12 protein-coding genes and 1 pseudogene are annotated in these 15,947 nt (G+C 72.0%); 6 read left to right on the forward strand and 7 right to left on the reverse strand.

Annotation, left to right across the window (positions count from 1 at the left end; genetic code table 11):
• Nucleotides 1-257 precede the first annotated feature (257 nt).
• Entirely contained in the window at nt 258-1,055 is a 798-nt protein-coding gene (nth, locus tag ACQPZX_RS47945; RefSeq protein ID WP_433385960.1) for an endonuclease III, read from the reverse strand.
• 41 nt (nt 1,056-1,096) lie between these two features.
• A complete protein-coding gene (locus ACQPZX_RS47950) occupies nt 1,097-2,284 on the reverse strand; it encodes a CapA family protein (protein ID WP_433371678.1) in 1,188 nt (395 codons plus the stop codon).
• 205 nt (nt 2,285-2,489) lie between these two features.
• Between ACQPZX_RS47950 and ACQPZX_RS47955 the strand changes: the two genes are divergently transcribed.
• The 3 genes from ACQPZX_RS47955 to ACQPZX_RS47965 all read left to right on the forward strand — a co-directional run bounded on the left by ACQPZX_RS47955 (nt 2,490) and on the right by ACQPZX_RS47965 (nt 6,606).
• Nucleotides 2,490-3,167 (forward strand): Crp/Fnr family transcriptional regulator, encoded by a 678-nt coding sequence (locus ACQPZX_RS47955; RefSeq protein WP_020515203.1) that lies wholly within the window; start codon nt 2,490-2,492, stop codon nt 3,165-3,167.
• Between the two features lie 179 nt (nt 3,168-3,346).
• A complete protein-coding gene (locus ACQPZX_RS47960) occupies nt 3,347-4,603 on the forward strand; it encodes a carboxyl transferase domain-containing protein (protein WP_433371681.1) in 1,257 nt (418 codons plus the stop codon).
• Complete coding sequence (locus ACQPZX_RS47965; protein ID WP_433371684.1) at nt 4,600-6,606, forward strand: biotin carboxylase N-terminal domain-containing protein; 2,007 nt, start codon at nt 4,600-4,602, stop codon at nt 6,604-6,606. The genes ACQPZX_RS47960 and ACQPZX_RS47965 overlap by 4 nt, the downstream gene beginning before the upstream one ends.
• A gap of 119 nt (nt 6,607-6,725) precedes the next feature.
• On the opposite strand, the pseudogene ACQPZX_RS47970 reads toward ACQPZX_RS47965, so the two are convergent.
• From ACQPZX_RS47970 to ACQPZX_RS47990, 5 genes and pseudogenes are all read right to left on the reverse strand, one after another.
• Nucleotides 6,726-7,536 (reverse strand): annotated as a pseudogene (locus ACQPZX_RS47970) (serine/threonine-protein kinase); the annotation flags it as partial.
• A gap of 31 nt (nt 7,537-7,567) precedes the next feature.
• Nucleotides 7,568-11,263, reverse strand: a complete 3,696-nt coding sequence (locus ACQPZX_RS47975) for an adenylate/guanylate cyclase domain-containing protein (protein ID WP_433371687.1) — start codon at nt 11,261-11,263, stop codon at nt 7,568-7,570.
• Nucleotides 11,260-12,027: an MBL fold metallo-hydrolase gene (locus ACQPZX_RS47980; protein ID WP_433371690.1), complete on the reverse strand. Its 768-nt coding sequence runs from the start codon at nt 12,025-12,027 to the stop codon at nt 11,260-11,262. Before ACQPZX_RS47980 ends, ACQPZX_RS47975 begins: the two co-directional genes overlap by 4 nt.
• A 95-nt stretch (nt 12,028-12,122) precedes the next feature.
• On the reverse strand, nt 12,123-12,608 hold the full coding sequence (locus ACQPZX_RS47985) for a RidA family protein (RefSeq protein WP_433371693.1): 486 nt from the start codon (nt 12,606-12,608) through the stop codon (nt 12,123-12,125).
• 64 nt (nt 12,609-12,672) lie between these two features.
• Complete coding sequence (locus tag ACQPZX_RS47990; RefSeq protein ID WP_157437327.1) at nt 12,673-12,828, reverse strand: DUF4177 domain-containing protein; 156 nt, start codon at nt 12,826-12,828, stop codon at nt 12,673-12,675.
• Nucleotides 12,829-12,939: 111 nt separating this feature from the next.
• On the opposite strand from ACQPZX_RS47990, the gene ACQPZX_RS47995 reads away from it, so the two are divergent.
• From ACQPZX_RS47995 to ACQPZX_RS48005, 3 genes are read left to right on the forward strand one after another with little or no spacing between them, the layout of a single operon-like run.
• Nucleotides 12,940-13,830 (forward strand): Rv0361 family membrane protein, encoded by an 891-nt coding sequence (locus ACQPZX_RS47995; RefSeq protein WP_433371696.1) that lies wholly within the window; start codon nt 12,940-12,942, stop codon nt 13,828-13,830.
• 23 nt (nt 13,831-13,853) lie between these two features.
• Nucleotides 13,854-14,810, forward strand: a complete 957-nt coding sequence (locus ACQPZX_RS48000) for an ArsA-related P-loop ATPase (RefSeq protein WP_433371699.1) — start codon at nt 13,854-13,856, stop codon at nt 14,808-14,810.
• A 19-nt stretch (nt 14,811-14,829) separates the two neighbouring features.
• On the forward strand, nt 14,830-15,945 hold the full coding sequence (locus ACQPZX_RS48005; protein ID WP_433371702.1) for an ArsA family ATPase: 1,116 nt from the start codon (nt 14,830-14,832) through the stop codon (nt 15,943-15,945).
• The last annotated feature ends 2 nt before the right edge of the window (nt 15,946-15,947 follow it).

Consider the following 15,947-nt stretch of genomic DNA (forward strand, 5'->3'; position numbering starts at 1 on the left):
GGACGCAGCCGAGGCGGGCGAGCCCGAGGATGTCGACCCGGCCGACGATGCCGGCGCGCCGCCCACCAGCGCGGCGCAGGCCGCGAACGGCGACGGGGTCTTGGAATCCTCCGCCGAGGCAGTGCACCCGGCGACGACGAGCGCGAGCGCCAGGGCGGGGGCGAGAAACGCCGCCCGCACAGCACGAACGCCAAGCAAGGGCCGTAAGGCGCCGTCGCCCGGCGAGGGTCTTAAGGCGCCGGCGCCGCGGGAGGACCTCACGGGGCCTCCGGGGCGGTCACGGCGGCGGCCGGGACCAGGTCGGGGTCGACGCCGGCGGCGACTGCCAGCTCGCGGGCGCGCGGGCCCTTGAGGAGCTTGGCCGCGGCGGCCGCCTCGGTCGGGCCGGTGCCGTACGAAGGGCACATCGCGGCCAGGGTGCAGGCGCCGCAGGCCGGCTTGCGGGCGTGGCAGACCCGGCGGCCGTGGAAGATCACGCGGTGCGACAGCATGGTCCAGTCGCGCTTCTCGATCAGCTCGGCGACCTGGAACTCGATCTTGACTGGGTCTTCCTCGTTGACCCAGCCGAAGCGGTTGGTCAGGCGGCGGAAGTGGGTGTCGACCGTGATGCCGGGGACGCCGAACGCGTTGCCGAGGATCACGTTGGCCGTCTTGCGGCCGATGCCGGGGAGCTTGACCAGCTGGTCGAGCTTGTTGGGCAGAACGCCGTCGTACTGCTCGACCAGGACCTGGCCCAGCTTCATCAGCGAGTCGGTTTTCGCCCGGAAGAAGCCGGTGGGGCGCAGCAGCTCCTCGAGCTGGCCGCGGTCGGCCCCGGCGTAGTCGGCGGCCGTCACATACCGCTTGAAGAGGGTCGGCGTCACCTGGTTGACCCGGACGTCGGTGGTCTGGGCCGACAGGATGGTGGCGATCGCCAGCTCCAGCGGGGTGGTGAAGTCGAGCTCGCAATGCGCGTCGGGATGGGTCTCGGCAAGAGCCTTTGCCATCTTGCGGGCGCGCCGCTTGCGCCCGATAGGCGTCTCGCCCGCGAATCGCTTGACCGACCGCACCACCAGAGTCACCGCTAAAGAGTACGTCGCGGGTACGACAGGAATCGTTACGCCGGTGGCTTGATCGATCCGTCCTTGCCAAGCGCCGCCGCCGTGTCCCCGAAGTCCTCCTCGCTGAGCTGGGACACCAGCTTCCGGCCCATCTCCTGCCCGGTGTCCCGGGTCGGGAGGCCGACAGAGCTCATGTACGTCGAAAGGAACTTCCCACCCGCGTACGAGCCGTCCTTGCCGAGCGTGACCCGCAGGATCCCGCCGTACTTGAGCACGCCCTGACTCGACAGCGTCTTGCCGCCGCCCGCGAAGTTCCCGAGGCTGTAGGCGATCAGCTTGCCCTGGTAGAACTCCATCCCGCGCAGCACGTGCGGGCTGTGGCCGACGACCAGGTCGGCGCCCGCGTCGATGACCGCGTGGCTGAACTTGATCGGATCGCCGCGGTTCTCCCCGTGGAAGATCTCGTTGCCGGGCTTGACGTGCTGCATGGTCGCGCCCTCGGCGCCCATGTGCACCTGCACGACGACCAGGTCGGCCTGCTGCTTGGCCTCCTGGATGACGGCCTTGGAGTGCTCCAGATCGTTGAGGTTGTTCGCTCCGGCGTACCCGGAGAAGCCCACGACCGCGACCTTGATCCCCTTGACCTCGACGACGGTGATCTCGTCTTTGTTGCCGGTGTATTTGATGCCGGCGTCGTCCAGGGCGGCGCGGGTGTTGGTCGCGCCCTGCGAGCCGAAGTCCTTGGTGTGGTTGTTCGCCAGGTTCATCAACTGGAAGCCGGCGTCCTTGAGGTGCTTGGAGTAGCCGGGCGGCGAGCGGAAGGCGAAGCAGTTCGGCTCGGGCGGGGAGCCGCACTTGGAGGCGCCGGTGTCGGTGGTGAGCGGCTGTTCGAGGTTGCCCATCACCAGATCCGACTGGAGGCCTTCCCGCACCGAGTCGAAGAAGCCGTCGCCGTCGTTGGGCGGCATCTTGTTCGGCGCGTTGCTCATCATGATGTCGCCGGTCGCCGAGAGCGTGATCGTTTCCACGTCGGAGGGGGTTGACGTGGTGGCGGCGGGCGTGGCCTCGAGGACCCGCGAAGGCGCGGCGGCGGGCTGCTGCCATTGCGGCGCAGGGCCGCCTCCACGGTTGGCGAAAGCGACGCTACCGGCGCCGACACCGGCCAGAACCGCCAGGACAATCGTGATAGTAAGGACAGGTCGCCCGAAAAGGCCCGGGCTGTGGGACGGGGGGTGGGAATTCATCGACGGCGACGATACCTTCGGGTTGCACCGCGGACGTTCCGTCGAATGGCTTGTTGTCGCGCATGCGTGAGCGACGATAAACACTGCCCGTCACGGTCGGAATGGTTACCCTGCAGTATCTGGATCAAGGGGTGCCTGCCCGATTCCCGCCCGCGTGCGCCTAGACTGATCGAGCGCAGGCGTTGCGCGTGTTCGGAGGTGCGGCATGGATGAGGTGCTGGCGCGGAGCGGGATCTTCCAGGGCGTGGACCCGGAGGCCGCCGAGGCGCTCGCCAAGGAGATGGACACGGTCGAGGTCCGCAAGGGCGACGTCCTGTTCAACGAGGGCGAGGCCGGTGACAGCCTGTACATCGTGCTGTCCGGCAAGATCAAGCTGGGACGCCGCGCCGCGGACGGCCGGCAGAACCTGGTTTCGATCATGGGCCCGTCCGACATGGTCGGCGAGCTCTCGCTGTTCGACCCGGGTCCGCGCACGGCGACGGCGACCGCGGTGACCGACGCCCGCCTGGCCCGCCTCAAGAAGACGTCGCTGCGCCCGTGGCTCAACAACCGCCCCGAGATCGCCGAGCAGCTGCTGCGCGTGCTGGCCCGCCGCCTGCGCCGTACGAACGACGCGCTGGCCGACCTGATCTTCACGGACGTGCCCGGTCGCGTGGCGAAAAACCTGCTCCAGATGGCCGGCCGCTTCGGCACCCGCGACGGCGGTGTGTTGCGCGTCACGCACGACCTCACCCAGGAAGAGCTGGCTCAGCTGGTCGGCGCCTCGCGCGAGACGGTCAACAAGGCGCTGGCCGACTTCGCCTCCCGCGCCTGGCTGCGGCTGGACGGCAAGAGCGTGATCATCCTTGATCCGGAGCGCCTCGCCCGCCGCGCCCGCGTCTAAGGAAGGCGCGTCTAGCTAACGCCCGAATTACCCCTGAAAAGGGGACAAAGCCGTAACTTTCGAATCCGTGTCGCACCCGCTTGGCCGCTCGTTACGGAGGTGGTCGAGAGGCACCGGCGAACACGAGAGGGCGCGGCTTTGAACATGGTGGGGGGCGTACACCGCATCGGGGTCCCGACGTGACCGTGCTCGACACGGCGATCGACCCGCGGACCCCCGCCTACCTGGAGTGCCGCGGGGTCGCCATGGCGCGGCTCGCCCGGCTCGAGGCGGCGCTGGACGAGGCGCGGGCCGGCGGCGGCGAGAAGGCGGTGACCCGGCACCACGCCCGGGGCAAGCTGCTGCCCCGGGAACGCGTCGAGATGCTCCTCGACCAGGACAGCCCGTTCCTCGAGCTGTCGGCGGAGGCGGCCTGGGGCACCGAGTTCCCGGTCGGCGCGGGCGTGGTCACCGGCGTGGGCGTGGTCGAGGGCGTCGAGTGCGTGATCATCGCGGTTGACCCGACCGTCGAGCGCAACACCGTCGACCCGTACCCGCTCGAGAAGATCCGCCGGGCCGCGCGGATCGCCGCGGCCAACCGCCTGCCGCTGGTCAACCTGGTGGAGTCGCCCGGCGAGGCCAAGGCCGGCCGGCGCCGCTCCGGCGGCCTGGCCCGCGAGCTGAGCCGGCTCGCCGCCGAGCGGATACCCACCATCTGCGTCGTGTTCGGACCCGTGAGCGGCGACGACGCCTACCTGCCGCAGCTCTCCGACTACACCATCCTCGTGCGCGGGCACGCCGGCGGCACCGGCCCGGCCGACCAGCTGGCCGAGGACGAGCGGGACGGGCTGCGCCTGGCCCGCCAGTGCCTGCGCCGGCTCAACTGGCGCAAGCGCGGCCCGGGGCCGCGCACGTTCCCGCCCGAGCCACCCAAGTATGACGCCGAGGATCTGCTCTCGCTGACCAAGGACGACGATCCGCGCGAGATCCTCGCCCGGGTCCTGGACGGCAGCGACTTCGACGAGTTCAAGCCCGCGCACGGCCCGGCGCTCGTGGCCGGTTGGGGCGAGCTGCACGGCTACCCGGTCGGCGTGCTGGCCGGCACCGGCGCGCCGCACGGCCCGGCCGAGGCGCAGAAGGCCGTCCATTTCATCCAGCTCGCCAACGCCACCGACACCGCGTTGCTGTTCCTGGCCACGCGGTTCGGCTCGGCCGAGATCGAGGCGCTGGCCCTGTCCTCGGTGCCGCACCTGGCCCTGGACACCGGCCGCGCCGGCGACCCCCGCTTCGTGTTCAGCTGGCCGGCCGACGAGCCGTCCTGCGGTGACGACGACGGTGTCATCGACCCCCGCGACACCCGTACCGTCCTCGGTCTGTGCCTTTCCGCCGCGCACAGCGCGGTTGTCGAGGGCGCCGGGCACGTCGGCGTGTTCCGACCCGGAAAGGTAGACCAGTGATCCGACGTCTCTTGGTGGCAGACCGTGGGGAGACCGCCCGCCGGGTGTTCGCCACCTGCCGCCTGGTCGGCATCGAGACGGTCGCCGTCTACTCGGACGCCGATTCCGACGCGCCGCACGTGGCCGAGGCCGACTACGCCGTACGCCTGGACGGCGGCACCCCCGCGGCGGCGTATCTGCGCGGCGACCTGATCATCACGGCCGCCCAGCGCACCGGCGCGAACGCCATCCACCCGGGCAACGGCCTGCTCGCCGAGGACGCCGACTTCGCGGCCGCCGTCGCCGACGCCGGGATGATCTGGGTGGGCGCGCCCGCCAAGACGCTGGGCGTGCTGCGCAGCAAGCGGGAGACCAAGGAGCTGGTGGCCGAGGCCCGGGTGCCGGTGCTGCCGACGTTCACCGAGCCGTCCAAGGTCCCCGGCTATCCGGTGCTGATCAAGCCGGACACCGGTTCCGGCGGGGCCGGCATGCGGGTGGTGCGCGACGCGGCGACGCTCGCCGAGGCGATCGCCTCGACCCGGCGCGAGGCCGGCTGCGACGTCTTCTGCGAGCCGTACCTCGACGAGGTCCGGCACATCGAGATCCCGATCCTGGCCGACGAGCACGGCTCGGTCGTGCCGTTCGGCGAGCGCGAGTGCTCGGTGCAGCGGCGGTACCAGCAGATCATCGAGGAGACGCCGTCGCCGGCGGTCGATCCGGCGCTGCGCGAGGAGCTGTGCCGGGCGGCGATCATCGCGGTCCGGGCGATCGGGTACGTGGGCGCGGGCGCCGTGGAGTTCCTGCTCGACGCCGAGGGCGATTTCTGGTTCCTCGAGCTGACCCCGACGCTGCAGGCCGAGCACGCCGTCACCGAGTGCGTCTCCGGCTACGACCTGGTGCGCCTGCAGCTGCTGGTGGCCGAGGGCGGCGTGCTGCCGATGCCGGGCCCGCCGCCGATCCGGGGACACGCCATCGAGGTGCGCATCTGCGCCGAGGATCCGGCGTACGCGTGGCTGCCCGCCTCCGGCACCCTGCACCGTTTCGCCGTGCCCGACGTGGCCGGCGCCTTCCGCCCGCTGCCCCAGCCCGGCCTGCGCCTGGACGCCGGGGTGGAGGACGGCTCGGTGATCGGCGTGCACCCCGATGCGACGCTGGCGAAGCTGATCGCGTGGGCGCCGACCCGGCAGGAGGCGGCGCGCATGCTCGCCTCGGCGCTGACCCGCACCCAGCTGCACGGGGTGGCCACCAACCGGGATCTGCTGGTGCGGGTCCTTCGGCATCACTCGTTCCGCACCGGTGACCTGGACACCGGCTTCCTCGATCGGCGCCCCGAAGTGTTCGCCCCGCTCTTGTCGGCTGTCGACGCCGTACGCATCAGTTGTCTTGCCGCGGCACTGGCCGGCGCCGCCGGACGACGCGCGACCGCGACGGTGCTCGGCTCGCTGCCCTCGGGCTGGCGCAATGTCCCGTCGGGGTCGCAGACCGCGGTGTACGACGGCCCGGCCGGCCCGGTCGAGGTGGGTTACCGGATGAACCGGCACGGCGAGCTGGCCGGCTGGTGGGTGCGCGCGGTCGACCCGGAGGAGCTCGACCTGGCCGGGCTGGGTCAGGCGCCGGTGGTCGACGATCACCCGGAGACGGTGGTGGTGGCGGCCGGCGACGAGCGGGTGGTGCTGGACGTCAACGGCATCCGGCTGACCTTCAACGTGCACCGGGTCGGCGAGGTCTCCTACGTGGACAGCCCGGAGGGTTCGGTGGCGCTGCGCGAGCTGTCCCGCTTCCCGCTGCCCGCGCCGGAGGCCGCCGAGGGCTCGCTGATCGCGCCGCTGCCCGGGGCCGTCCGCCGCGTGCTGGTCGTGCCCGGCCAGCGGGTGCGCGCCGGCGAGCTGCTGCTCACGCTGGAGGCGATGAAGCTGGAGCACCCGGTGCACGCGCCGAGCGCGGGCGTGGTGGCCTCGCTGCCGGTGCACCCGGGCGCCGAGGTCGACACCGGGGAGCTGTTAGCGGTCCTGGATCCCGAGTAGCCCGAAGAGCCACTTCTTTTTGGCCGGCTTGATCTGCTGGCGGACGGTCGGTGTGTCGTCGCCGGGCGACCAGCGCGGGGGCGGGACCCGCTGGTTGCCCGGGCCCTCCAGATCCATCCTGGTCAGCAGGTCGCGCAGCTGCTCGGCGGTGGGCCGGGAGGCCGGGTCGTTGGACATGCCGTAGCGCAGCAGCCGGACCAGCTCGCTCGGCACGCCGGGCAGATCGGGGATGGGCTGGTGGAACAGATCCATCAGGGTGATCAGGCTGGGGTTGCGGTCGCCGTCCCAGCGGGGCGGGCGGCCGCGCATCACCGCGTACAGCGTCGCGCAGAGCGCGTAGACGTCGACGGCGCCGGACGGGTTGTCGTGCCGGAACATCTCGGGCGGCGCGTAGGCCGGGGTGAGCACCTCGAGAGTGACCGACGAGTCGCGCATCTCGCCCAGCACGGCCAGGCCGAAGTCGGCAAGCACGGCCGAGTTGAAGTGCGAGTAGAGGATGTTGGCCGGTTTCACGTCGCGGTGCAGCACGCCGTTGGCGTGCGAGTGCACCAGCGCATCGGCGATCTTGACGCCCATGTCGCGGGTCTCGGCGGCGCTGAGCGGCGAGACCCGCATGCGGTCCAGGTAGGAGCCGTCGCAGAGCTCCATGATCAGGTACGGGTGCTGGTCGACCGTCACGCCCACGTCGAACAGGTCGACCACGTGCGGGTGTGAGGACATGCGGCCCGCGGCTCGGGCCTCGCGCAGGAATCGGGCCTGGTCACGGTTGCTCTCGAGGCGGCGATTTTCCACCTTGATGGCGACCTCGCGACCCACCGAATCCTGCATCGCGCGATAGACCGTCGCGTATCCCCCGCGTGCCATGACGGACAAACCGGACATGCCCGGCACGTACGGCACGGGAAGGGGTCCCGGCGGCGTCTCCGTCATGCCACAGAACTTACGCCAGGACCGGGCGAGGTCATCCCGGCACGTCGGACGCGTACGCGACAGTTTCCAGCGGCCCGGTGGCGAGGGTGGCCCGCAGCTCCTCGGCTGCCGCCCGTTCGCTGGCCTGCTCGGTCGCGTACGCAAGGAGGACAGCCTGCTCGGCCGCCTGTCGCGCCTCGTCGCACCGGTCGCCCGCGGCCAGCACCCGGGCGTACGTCATCTCGGCCAGCACCCCGCTGCGAACATCTTCCGACCTCGCCTCGCGGGCCCGCTCGATCCAGGTCAGCGCCTCGGTCACCCGGCCGTCGGCGAGCAATGCCGACGCGTACGAGGTGAGCGCGTGCCGCCGGGAGAAAAGCAGCGACGGCGAGCCGGTGTCGCTGGCGATCGGGGCGAGCAGGCCGATCGCCGTCGCCGCGTCGCCCACCCGGATCCGCGCCTCGGCCATCAGCACCCGCGGCCCGACCTGGGCCGGCGCCAGCGGGTTGTGCGGCTCGACCGCCGCCATCACCCGGCGCGCGTCCGCCTCGGCCAGCTCCAGGTCACCGCGCTGGAGGGCGACGAAGCCGCGCATCGTGCCGGCCATGCCCAGCAGCAGCGGGTGGCCGGTGCGGTCGGCGTACCCGATCGCGTCGCCGAGCAGGTCGAAGGAGTGGTCGAACTCGCCGAGGCCACGCGCGATCGCGCCGCGGACGACCAGCGCCAGGCCCCGCCCCCAGTCGTCGCCGACCGCGTTGAAGTCGCGGTAGGCCCGGCGCGCCTCGCCGTCGGCCTCGCCCAGCTCGCCCAGCTCGCTCGCCGCGTACGCCTCGACGGCACGCAGCGTGCCCACCGCCCAGGCCTCGCCGACCCGGTCGCCGAACGGCAGGAAGATCCGCGCCAGCCGGCGCGACTCCTGCAGGCGGCCGGCCAGCAATCGCGCGAACGCCGTGGTCCCCCGCAGCCAGGAGCGGCCCACCGGGTCGCCCAGCTCGGCAAAGAGACGCGCGGCCCGGCCGAGCACGGCGTCGGTGCCGGCGAAGTCACCCCGGGTCGTGGTCACCCAGGCGAGGTTTTGCAGCGCCCAGGCCTGCCCGTGCCGATCGCCGGCGGCCAGCGTCACCTGGTAGGCCGCCGCGAACCGGCTGCTCGCCTGGCTCAGCCGGCCGGCCAGGAAGTCGGCCATGCCGAGGCGGCGCATCGCGTTGGCCCGCTCCGGCAGCAGCTCGGCCTCGGTCGCCACGTCGAGCGCTTCCTGCCAGGCGGCGACGGCCCGGCCGATGTCGCCCAGCGCCTCGTGCGCCCGGCCCACCACCAGCAGCGCCTCGGCCTTCGAGACCGGCTCGTCGGCCGAGTTCTTGGCGATCTTCTCGCCGTGCGAGAGGGCCTCCTCGGCCCGGCCCAGGCGCAGCAGCGCGCGGGCGTGCACCAGCTGGTCGGACAGCGGCAGCGGTTCCTTGACCAGCAGCGAGGCGCGCTCGGCGTACTCGATGGAGGCGGCCGGCTCGATGTTGGCCAGCGCCCGGCGGGCCAGCCGGCCGAGCGCCGCGACGCCGAGCGGGGCCACGTCGCGCACCGCGGCGTCCGGCCGCAGCCGCACCTGGTCGGCGAGCTCGACCGCGCACTCGGCGTGGGTGGCCACGAAGCCATCGCGTTCGCTCTCGGTCAGGCTCAGGCGTGAGGCGCCGTCGTAGCCGAGCCGGTCGATCGTCTCGGGCGCGGCCCAGGTGGCCAGGTAGGAGTGCCGGTCGGCGAGGTCGGCCTTGCCGATGCCGGAGTACGCCGCCTCGCGCATCAGCGGAGTGGTGAACGCGTAACCGCCGCGCACCCGGTGCAGCATGCGGCGCTGGAGCAGCTCGTCGATCGAGCGCTCGAGCTCGACCGCGGCCACCGCGCCGGGCCGCGCGTCGCTGTTGGCCCGCCGCTCGCGGAGCGCCTCGATCACGCCGGTCGGCACGGTGTCGCCGACCACGGCCGCGTCCCGCAGGACCGCGCGCGGCTCGGGCGGCAACGCGTCTATACGTGCCGCGAGCACGGCCGCCAGGTCGCGGGAGAGGAGCTGGCTGCTGCTCGAACTGCCGAGCGAGCCGTTGGCGAGCTGCCACTTGCCGACCGCGTTCGCACCCACCGCCGGGGTCAGCGCGCCGCGCTCCATCAGCAGCGTGACCATCTCGGCCAGGTAGAACGGATTGCCCTGGGCGGTGGCCAGCAGGCGGTCGGTGTCGGGTTGCGGCAGCTTGCCGCCATTCAGGTACGACGTCAGCAGGCGCGACGCGTCGGCGCCGCGCAGCGGGGGAAGCGTGTAGACCTCGGCGTCGGCGAGCCGGGTCAGCGCGCCGGCCGTGCGCACCAGCTCTGGCCGGCCCAGCAGCAGCACCACGACCGGGCCCTCGAGCTGCGACAGGGTGCTGCCCAGCGCGTCCACCGTCGACGCGGTGGCGTCGTGCAGATCGTCCACGATGACCACGAGCGGCGCCTCGGCCGCCATCGCCGTGAGCAGCTCGGCCACGGCCGTCGACACCGCGTCGGCGTCCTGCCGGGCGGTGGCGGGCTGCCAGTCGGCGCCGGTGGCCGGGCCGACCGGGTTGGCCGGCGCCTCGCCGTACCCGAGCAGGCCCAGCAGCCGGTCAATATCGATCTTGGCGGGCTCCCCATCCGACCGCCCCGCCGCCACCCCTGACCGGACTGAAGGCTCACCCTCTCGGCTCAGCCGGTTGGCGAGCTTGCGCAGGCGCTCCTCGACCACCGTGCGGCCGACCGTCGAGACCACGTCCTTGGGCAGGCCGACGGACTTGCGGACCAGGTCGGCCAGGGGTGCGAAGCGGCGGCGCTCGCCGAACGCTCGGCAGCGCACACGCAGCACCCGGGCGCCGGTGTGCGCCGCGTACCGGCCGCCGGCGCCGACGTCGTAGCCGGCGGCGAGCCGCTTGACCTCGCCGGCGAAGCGGGACTTGCCGATGCCGGCCTCGGCGGTCATCACCATGACCCGCGGCGTGTCCGAGTCGATCGACTCGGCGAGCCGGCCGGAGACCCGGCCCAGCTCGGTCTCGCGGCCCACGAACGGCGCCTCGTCGCCCAGGCCCGAGCGGGTGCCGGGCGCGTCGTGCAGGCCGAGCAACTCGAACGCGGGCACCGGCTCGCGCTTGCCCTTGAGCCGCAGCGGGCGCAGCTGGCGCCAGGAGGCGACGTGCCGGGTGCCGGCGCTGGTGCGCGATCCCGCGTAGACCGCGCCGACCGCGGCCGCGTCGGCGAGCCGGGCCGCCGTGTTGACGGTGTCGCCGATGACCGTGTACTCGATGCCCGCCTGGATGCCCGCCACCACATCGCCGGTGTTGAGCCCGATACGCAGGCCGAGCGGGGCGCCGCCGCCCCGCTCGTCGTCCAGCACGCGGCGGACCGCGCGCTGCATGCTCAAGGCGGCGCGCACGGCCCGCTCGGCGTCGTCCTCATGGGCCACCGGGGCGCCGAAGACGGCCATGATGCCGTCGCCGGTCAGCTTGTCGACGTGGCCGCCGAAGGTCTTGACCGCGCCGGCCAGGGCGGCGAGCACGCGGTCGGTCACCGCGCCGACGCGCTCGGGATCGAGGTCCTCCGACCAGGAGGTGAAGTCGGACAGGTCTCCGAAGAGCACGGTCACGATGCGTCGCTCGGCAGCGGGCAGCGTGGCCGCGGCCGGGAGGGCGGCGCCGCAGTTGTGGCAGAAGCGGGCGCCGGGGACGGCGACGGTTCCACACACCGGACAGGTCACAGCCGATCCAACCCGTCGGCCCTTGTTCCTGATTCCCGATTTTTGTGACGGAGATAATCCAGTTGCGCTTTGGCACTGAAGATCGCCGCAAACCGCACGGCCGGGTCGATGTCCGGATAAACGAGATCAACGACCTCTTCCGGAGTCTCCGCGCCTCGCGCCATCGCGTCTTCGACCTGGGCGAGCCGCTCGCGCCGGTGATCCAGATAGAACCGGGCGTGTGCGGCGACGTCGTTTTGCGCCGGGCCGTGGCCGGGCAACATCAAGACATTCTCGTACGCCGTGAGCACGGTCAAACTGTCGAGGTACGACCCCAGGTCCCCATCGGGCGCCGCCACCACGGTCGAGCCCCGCCCGAGGATCGTGTCGCCGGTGAACATCGATCGGACATTCCCGGACTTGACGAGAAAACACACTGAATCAGCGGTATGCCCGGGAGTGTCCAGAATTTCGATGCTCAGCCCCTCACTATCGAACGGCGCCGTCTCGATCGGCGTCCCGCCCAGCATCTCGGACAGCCGCGGAGCGCCCTCGACGTGGTCGTGGTGACCGTGCGTAATCAAGATGGCGCGGAACGGCCCGTGCTCGGCGATCCGGCGGAGGTGGCCCTCGTCGAGCGGGCCCGGGTCGATCACGAAGCCGAGCTCGTCGCCCGGCGCGCGCAGCACCCATGTGTTGGTGCCGTCGAGGGTCATCGGTCCCGGGTTCGGGGCGCGGAGCAGCGTCACCCAGCCCGGCAGGCCGTCGAGCGCAGCTCCCCCCATGCACAAAATCGTACGTCGCGCATGGGGGTTGAGCCGAGGACCGGATGTGCGATCTCAGCGGCCGCTCAGGTGACTGTCCGCAACTTTCAGACTTTTTACGCGACCTCGACTATGGCCTCGACCTCGACGGGCGCGCCCAGCGGAAGCTCGGCCACGCCGACGGCGCTGCGCGAGTGCCGGCCCTGCTCGCCGAAGACCTCGCCGAACAGGTTCGAGGCGCCGTTGACGACCGCGGGCTGGCCGGTGAAGCCGGGCGCGGACGCCACGAAGCCGGACACCTTCACGATCTTGACGACCCGGCCCAGGCCGACCAGCCCCTCGACCGCCGCGAGCACGTTCACCGCGCAGGTGCGGGCCAGCTCGGCGCCCTGCTCCGCGGTGACCTCGGCGCCGACCTTGCCGGTGAGCGGCAGCTTGCCGTCGACCAAGGGGAGCTGGCCCGAGACGTACACGTAATTGCCGGATTGAACGGCCGGGAGATAAGACGCCAGCGGGGGCACCACCTGCGGCAGCGTGATGCCGAGCTCGGCGAGCTTCGCGTAGGCGTCGACGCCGCCCTCGCCGGCGACCGGGGTGGTCACGCTGAGCCCTCCTTTGTCATGCCCTCGTGGCCCTGCACTCGTTCCTTCGCTCCGGTGCAGTCGGTCATGACTTCGGCCGCTTCATGTAAGCGATCAGCTGCTCAGGATTGGGACCGGGAACGACCTGGACGAGCTCCCAGCCGTCCTCGCCCCAGTTGTCGAGGATCTGCTTGGTCGCGTGGACCAGCAGGGGCACGGTCACGTACTCCCACTTCTGCATCGCCTGCATACTCCCTAATCGTCGGGTACCGGGTCAGCTTAGGGCCCACGCGAGGCCCCGTTTGGCTAGGCTGACGCCAAGCGCTCGTAGAGGAGATCTTGGAGGGGCGACATGACGCACCCGCAGGGCGGCCAGCCGGGTCATCCGGAGCCCGCGCCGGTGCCCTCGCCCGACCCCGAGCCGCCGCAGCCGATCCCGCCCGGCGACCCGATCCCGCCGCCGGAGCCGCCGCACGCGTTCGACTTCATCGATGCCGGGCCCGATCCGCACGCGCTGCGATGGCCGCCGGCCGGAACGTTCTCCGACGAGGCGCCGACGGCCTCCATGCCGGCGGTCGCCACCGCGCTCGCGCCCTCGGTGGTGGCCGAGCACACCCAGGTGATTCCGGCCACTGCGCCCTGGCACGCCCAGCACGAGGCGCAGGGCGAGTGGCAGACCCAGCCGCCGGAGCACATGGGGTGGCACTCTTCCTCCTCGCCAGACCTCTCCTCCTCGCCGGAGGCCGAGCCGATCTGGTCCGGGCCGCAGCAGCCGTGGGAGGTGCCGCCCGCGCCGGCCAAGGGCAAGCGCGGCGGGCTCTGGGTCTCGCTCGCGCTGGCCGCCACCCTGCTGCTCTGCGCCGGGGGCGCCACCTCGGCATATCTGCTGCTCCGCGACGCCGACAACCCCGGCTCGCCCGACCCGGCGACCGCGGTCAACCGCTTCCTCACCGCCGTCTACACGCAGCAGGACGCGACCGCCGCCGACGATCTGGTGTGCCGGGAGGCGCGCGACAAGACCAAGCTCGCCAACCGGGTCAACGAGATCCGGACGTACTCGGAGGGCTACCAGGACCCGATCTACCGGTGGGACGAGCCGGCCGTGTCCAGCTCCGGTGAGGACCGCGCGCTGGTCTCCGTGCAGATCACCATGTCCACCGGCGACGAGAAAACGGCCCGGCAGGCCCTCGAGTTCACCGTGATCCGCAAGACTGGATGGCTGGTCTGCGAGGTGTCCGGCTGACGACCCGCCGTACCGTTGAGGGCATGGGCGAGCACGTCAACAGCAGATGGCCGGCGCGGCTGCACGTCGTGACCGGCAAGGGCGGCACCGGCAAGACGACGGTGGCCGCCGCGCTGGCGCTCGGCCTGGCCGCGGGCGGGCGCCGCACGCTGCTGGTCGAGGTCGAGGGCCGGCAGGGCATCGCCCAGCTCTTCGAGGTGGCGCCACTGCCCTACAAGGAGCTGCGGATCGCCAAGCTGGCCGGCGGCGGCGAGGTGCGCGCGCTGGCGGTCGACGCCGAGGAGGCGCTCCTCGAGTACCTCGACATGTTCTACCACCTGGGCGCGGCCGGCCGGGCCCTGCGCAAGGTGGGCGCCATCGACTTCGCCACCACGATCGCGCCGGGCATGCGTGACGTCCTGCTCACCGGCAAGGTGAAGGAGGCGACCACCCGCTCGCACGACGGCCGCCGGATGTACGACGCCGTGGTGCTCGACGCCCCGCCCACCGGCCGGATCGGCCGGTTCCTCAACGTCACGGCCGAGACGGCCAAGCTCACCAAGGTGGGCCCGATCAAGACGCAGAGCGAGGGCGTCGCGTCGCTGCTGCGCTCCCCGATCACCTCGGTGCACGTGGTCACCCTGCTCGAGGAGATGCCGGTGCAGGAGACGCTGGACGCGATCGCCGAGCTCCAGGCGCTGAACATCTCGCTGGGCCGGATCATCGTGAACGGCGCCCGCCCGGCGCTGCTCACCGCCGGCAAGGTGACCAAGGCCGAGCTCAAGCGCGGCCTGGCCGACGCGGGCCTGCCGGCCGACGCGGCCACGGTCAACGGCCTGGCCGCCGAGGCGAAGGCGTACCTCACCCGGCGGGAGCTGGAGGAAACACTGCGCGTCGAGCTGGCCGAGGCCGGCCGCCCGATGATCGAGCTTCCGCTGCTGCCCGGCGGCGCCGACCGCGCCGGGTTGGACGAGCTCGCAGCCGAGCTCATGCGGGCCTGACCGTGATTACTCTGGAGTAGTGGTGGCTGAACATCTCGACGTCGACCGTCTCCTCGCGGATCCGGCCATCCGGATCGTCGTGTGCTGCGGCGCCGGCGGAGTGGGCAAGACGACCACCGCCGCCGCGCTCGGCGTGCGCGCCGCCGAGGTGCACGGCCGCCGCACCGTCGTGCTCACCATCGACCCGGCCCGCCGGCTGGCGCAGTCGATGGGCCTGAGCGAGCTCGACAACACCCCGCGCCAGGTCAAGGGCATCGACGGCGAGCACGGCGGCGAGCTGCACGCCATGATGCTCGACATGAAGCGCACGTTCGACGAGGTCGTGCAGCAGCACACCACGCCGCAGCGCGCCGCCGAGATCTTCGCGAACCCGTTCTACCAGGCCATGAGCTCGACCTTCGCCGGCACGCAGGAGTACATGGCGATGGAGAAGCTGGGCCAGCTGCGCTCCACCGACGAGTGGGACCTGATCGTGGTGGACACCCCGCCGTCCCGCTCGGCGCTCGACTTCCTGGACGCGCCGGCCCGCCTCTCCCGCTTCCTGGACGGCCGGATGCTGCGTCTGCTGCTCGCGCCGGCGCGTTCGGGCAAGAGCATGTTCAGCCTGGTCACGGCCTCGTTCGGGCTCTTCTCCCGGACGGTGCAGAAGATCCTCGGCGCCCAGCTGCTGACCGACCTGTCCGGCTTCGTGGCCGCCCTCGACTCGATGTTCGGCGGATTCCGGCAGCGCGCCGACGAGACGTACCGGATCCTGCAGGACCCGCAGACCGCTTTCCTGCTGGTCGCCGCGCCGGAGCGCGACGCCGTCCGCGAGGCCGCGTATTTCGCGGAGCGACTTGTCGCGGAGCGGATGCCGCTCGGCGGCCTGGTGCTGAACCGCATGCACAAGTCGGATATATCCGTTTTGGCTTCCTCGCGCAGCCTCGAGGCCGCCGACGCTCTTGGCAATGAGATGACCGCGGACGCTCTGCGCATCCACGCCGCCCTGATGCGGCAGATCGAGCGAGAGGTTCGTGTGGCCGCGACGTTCACCGACGCGTTCCCCGACGTCCCGGCCGCCTCGATCACGGCGCAGCCCGCCGACGTCCACGACGTCGACGGGCTGCGAACGATCGGCGCTCTGCTAGCCGGTTGAGC

It is taken from the genome of Actinoplanes sp. CA-142083 (assembly GCF_050942195.1).
Lineage (GTDB): Bacteria > Actinomycetota > Actinomycetes > Mycobacteriales > Micromonosporaceae > Actinoplanes.

Bases quoted from the DNA above. Each gene is read 5' to 3' on its own strand.
- ACQPZX_RS47950 (WP_433371678.1), bottom strand. From the start codon at position 2,284: ATGAATTCCCACCCCCCGTCCCACAGCCCGGGCCTTTTCGGGCGACCT.
- ACQPZX_RS47955 (WP_020515203.1), top strand. From the start codon at position 2,490: ATGGATGAGGTGCTGGCGCGGAGCGGGATCTTCCAGGGCGTGGACCCG.
- ACQPZX_RS47980 (WP_433371690.1), bottom strand. From the start codon at position 12,027: ATGGGGGGAGCTGCGCTCGACGGCCTGCCGGGCTGGGTGACGCTGCTC.
- ACQPZX_RS47990 (WP_157437327.1), bottom strand. From the start codon at position 12,828: ATGCAGAAGTGGGAGTACGTGACCGTGCCCCTGCTGGTCCACGCGACC.
- ACQPZX_RS47995 (WP_433371696.1), top strand. From the start codon at position 12,940: ATGACGCACCCGCAGGGCGGCCAGCCGGGTCATCCGGAGCCCGCGCCG.
- ACQPZX_RS48000 (WP_433371699.1), top strand. From the start codon at position 13,854: ATGGGCGAGCACGTCAACAGCAGATGGCCGGCGCGGCTGCACGTCGTG.